At 41.4% G+C, this 3277-nt stretch carries 2 protein-coding genes and 1 pseudogene; 1 reads left to right on the top strand and 2 read right to left on the bottom strand.

Annotated features, from left to right (window positions below; all coding sequences use genetic code 11):
* Positions 1 to 818: 818 nt before the first annotated feature.
* Entirely contained in the window at positions 819 to 2417 is a 1599-nt protein-coding gene (locus VE944_RS16935; RefSeq protein ID WP_324979075.1) for an Hsp70 family protein, read from the top strand.
* A 111-nt stretch (positions 2418 to 2528) separates the two neighbouring features.
* Here VE944_RS16935 and VE944_RS16930 read toward each other — a convergent pair whose 3' ends face one another.
* Both VE944_RS16930 and VE944_RS16925 read right to left on the bottom strand, forming a co-directional pair.
* Positions 2529 to 2822 (bottom strand): PIN domain-containing protein, encoded by a 294-nt coding sequence (locus VE944_RS16930; RefSeq protein ID WP_324979073.1) that lies wholly within the window; start codon positions 2820 to 2822, stop codon positions 2529 to 2531.
* Between the two features lie 112 nt (positions 2823 to 2934).
* Positions 2935 to 3204, bottom strand: a pseudogene (locus VE944_RS16925) (Uma2 family endonuclease); the annotation flags it as partial.
* Positions 3205 to 3277: the final 73 nt, after the last annotated feature.

The raw sequence follows: 3277 nt of genomic DNA, 5'->3' as shown, positions 1-3277 counted from the left end.
ATGCACGAGCAAATTTCTGGTGTTGTTCAGCTAGATGTTGAGGAGAGATGAACTGAGCATTGCCCATAAAGCGGTACACCCAGCGACAAAACTCCTCCAGCGATCGCTCAGGAAGTTTAACAATGTAATCTACGTAAGTAGATTTGCCATATTTTCCTTTTGACCTTAGTTTGATATCTTGCCTAGTATGTTGCTTGTCGCTTCTCGCCCTCTTGGATAAATTATAATCTTCAATTTATAACTTAATATTTCCTAGTTAAAAATGATACTATAGGAATATGTTCTTCAGTGACAGTGAAGGAGCATACATTTCTATAAATTATTAAAAAAATATGAATTTTAAAAAAATAAACTATAAAAATATTATTTCTCTTGGCGATCTCGGATCATTAGCAGGATCAGTTGAGTCTCAACGTTCAAAAAAACACAGAAGAAGCAGCAAGAAAACTGCAACAATAGCAAGCCGGGTCTTATTGAAAATAAAAAATTTCCTTAGACGTAACCGCTTATAACTATTGGAAAAATTCTGGAGATTACTTGCAAGAGAGAAGCAATAAGTAATAATTGAAATAATAAAGCCTACCGTATATATACACAGTAGGCTTTTCTCTTAGCTTTACTCTCCCCTCACTCCCCACTAATTGTCTAACTCTGCTATCCGTTGCAGCGAAGTATTCGCTGCAACAGACTGAATCTATATCTGGGTTGGGATGCAAAGAAGTATGCCTATGGGCGTATTTGCTTTCTTGATAGCTTATAGAGAATAATCAGAGATAAAGCAGCTCTGGCTTCTTTATGCGAGATAATAAATATAAAATATGGCGATCGCAATCGATTTTGGTACTAGCAACACAGTCATTGCTCGTTGGAACCCTGTAACCCAACAGCCAGAAACCCTGAATTTACCAGGTTTATCAATTAAACAAAGTCTCAATCCACCACTGATTCCCAGCTTGGTTTATGTCGAAGACGCAACAAAAAATCAAGTCTTAGTAGGGCAACAAGTACGCGATCGCGGTCTTGACCTCAAAGGGGAAACCCGATTTTTCCGCAGTTTCAAACGCGGTATCGGTGCAGATATCCAAGGTTTCTTACCCGAACTAGATGGACAAACTGTCACCTTTGAGCAAGTAGGGCAATGGTTCCTCACCAAAGTAATTGAAGAACTAGCACCCTTGGAAGGGGGGTTAGATTCTCTTGTGTTAACCGTACCTGTAGACAGTTTTGAAGCTTATCGTCACTGGTTGGGGACAGTTTGTCAAGCCCTCCCCGTTGAACAAGTGCGGATGTTGGATGAACCCACAGCCGCCGCCTTGGGTTATGGCTTGGCAGATCAAGAAATTCTCTTGGTGATTGACTTTGGCGGCGGCACTTTGGATTTATCCCTTGTCCAGTTGGATCAAGGCGTGCAAGCAACTACAAAGCCGCTCGGATTTCTCCTCAAGTGGGGTAATAAGTCTCTGGCTGAAGATTCAAAACAAAAAGTTAAAACTGCCCGTGTCCTGGCGAAAGCTGGGCAAAATTTGGGCGGTACTGATATTGATAATTGGTTAGTAGATTACTTTGCCAAAACTCAAGAATTGGCAATAAGTCCGTTGACAACAAGATTGGCAGAACGGGTAAAAATCCAGCTATCAACCCAAAACCAAGCTAGTGAAGTTTATTTTGATGATGAGACATTTGAAAGCTACGAACTGGAACTAAACCGCGACACTTTTGAAGATATCCTCAAAGAACATGCATTTTTTGAGTTACTAGATGAGTCGATGACGATACTGTTGCAGCAAGCAAAACGCCAAGGCATAGAACTTCCAGATATTAATGCAGTTTTGTTAGTTGGTGGGACAGTGCAATTGCCAGCAGTGCAGACATGGATCAAACAGTATTTTGAGCCAGAAAAAATCCGTTGCGAACGTCCCTTTGAAGCGATCGCTCAAGGTGCATTACAGTTAGCACAAGGGATACAAATCAAAGACTTTCTGTATCATAGTTATGGTATCCGCTACTGGGATCGTCGCAATCAGCGTCACAAATGGCATTCTTTAATTAAAGCTGGGCAAGCATACCCGATGAGTCAGCCAGTGGAATTAGTCTTAGGCGCTTCACTGGAAAATCAGCCCAGCATTGAACTAATTATGGGAGAATTGGGAGCAGATACGGGTAGTACTGAAGTTTATTTTGATGGCGATCGCTTAATTACTCGCCGTATGGACAATAGTGAAACCAGCGTCAAACCTCTCAATGATCAAGAAGGCGCGAGAACGATTGCCCAACTGACACCAGCCGGATATCCTGGAAGCGATCGGATCAAAATTCTCTTTCAAGTTGATGAGCAACGGTTTTTGCGAATCACTGTTGAAGACTTGTTAACGAATGATACGCTGTTGGAAAATCAACTTGTGGCACAGTTGAGTTAATTAACTAAAAGGATTCAAAAGTGGGATACCGCAACCGTCAAAATCTCGGATGTTGCGCGTTACTAAAGTCAATTGATGAATTTGAGCAGTAGCAGCAATCATCATATCTGCTTAGGTGTGTGTTTTCCCACTTAATCTTGGTTGACCTCGTAATTCACCAGAGCGCTTGGCAATTTCAATGGTGATAGGCAATACTTGACAGTTATTTTCTAAAAATTTCTCGAACCATATTTGAATTCTAGGGTTAGGCTTGGATGTCAGTCCGTAAAATATTTCTTCAACGGTGATTGCACTCAGAACTATTGAGGAAACTTTTTCTGCCCATTTCACTACACCAGAGTTAGGTTGTAGTCTTACTAATTCGCTGATAATGTTAGTGTCACACAGAAAAGTCATCGATGGCATCAGCGAAAGGGTTTGGACGGTCTTGGCGGGAGGGTATTTCGAGAATATAATCTTCTTCAGCAGCTATCTGACGTAGTTCTTTGAAGGCATCAGCTAAAGAAAACTTTTCGCGCGGTATGCGTCCCCATTGAAATACAGCTACATCAGGTACAATTGAGCGTTCCCCAAAACTACACCGTAATTCGGGAAATGCATAGGCAATTTTCTGATTCTCTGTAACTTCATTAACAACAGCGCCGAGTTTGCCTTGGAAGCGGCTGTGTCTTCCTTTCGGCATTGGCTTAGGAATAATCTCACCGTTAATATATTCACTTGCAGGCTTTGTTTCTGGGAGCTTCAGAAATTCTTCCAAGGTAAGTAGTTGAGTAGTTGAGTAGCTCATAGCTCCTAAATCCCTCGAAGATGTGTTTTTAGTCTAGCAGTATGTATAGACAGGTGCTTAACTCCGTGAACGC

Source organism: Nostoc sp. (assembly GCF_035638895.1).
Classification (GTDB): domain Bacteria; phylum Cyanobacteriota; class Cyanobacteriia; order Cyanobacteriales; family Nostocaceae; genus Nostoc.
Note: the sequence above shows the minus strand (reverse complement) of the source record. Positions and strands in the feature narration are given on the sequence as shown.

Bases quoted from the DNA above. Each gene is read 5' to 3' on its own strand.
- VE944_RS16930 (WP_324979073.1), bottom strand. From the start codon at position 2,822: ATGCCATCGATGACTTTTCTGTGTGACACTAACATTATCAGCGAATTA.
- VE944_RS16935 (WP_324979075.1), top strand. From the start codon at position 819: ATGGCGATCGCAATCGATTTTGGTACTAGCAACACAGTCATTGCTCGT.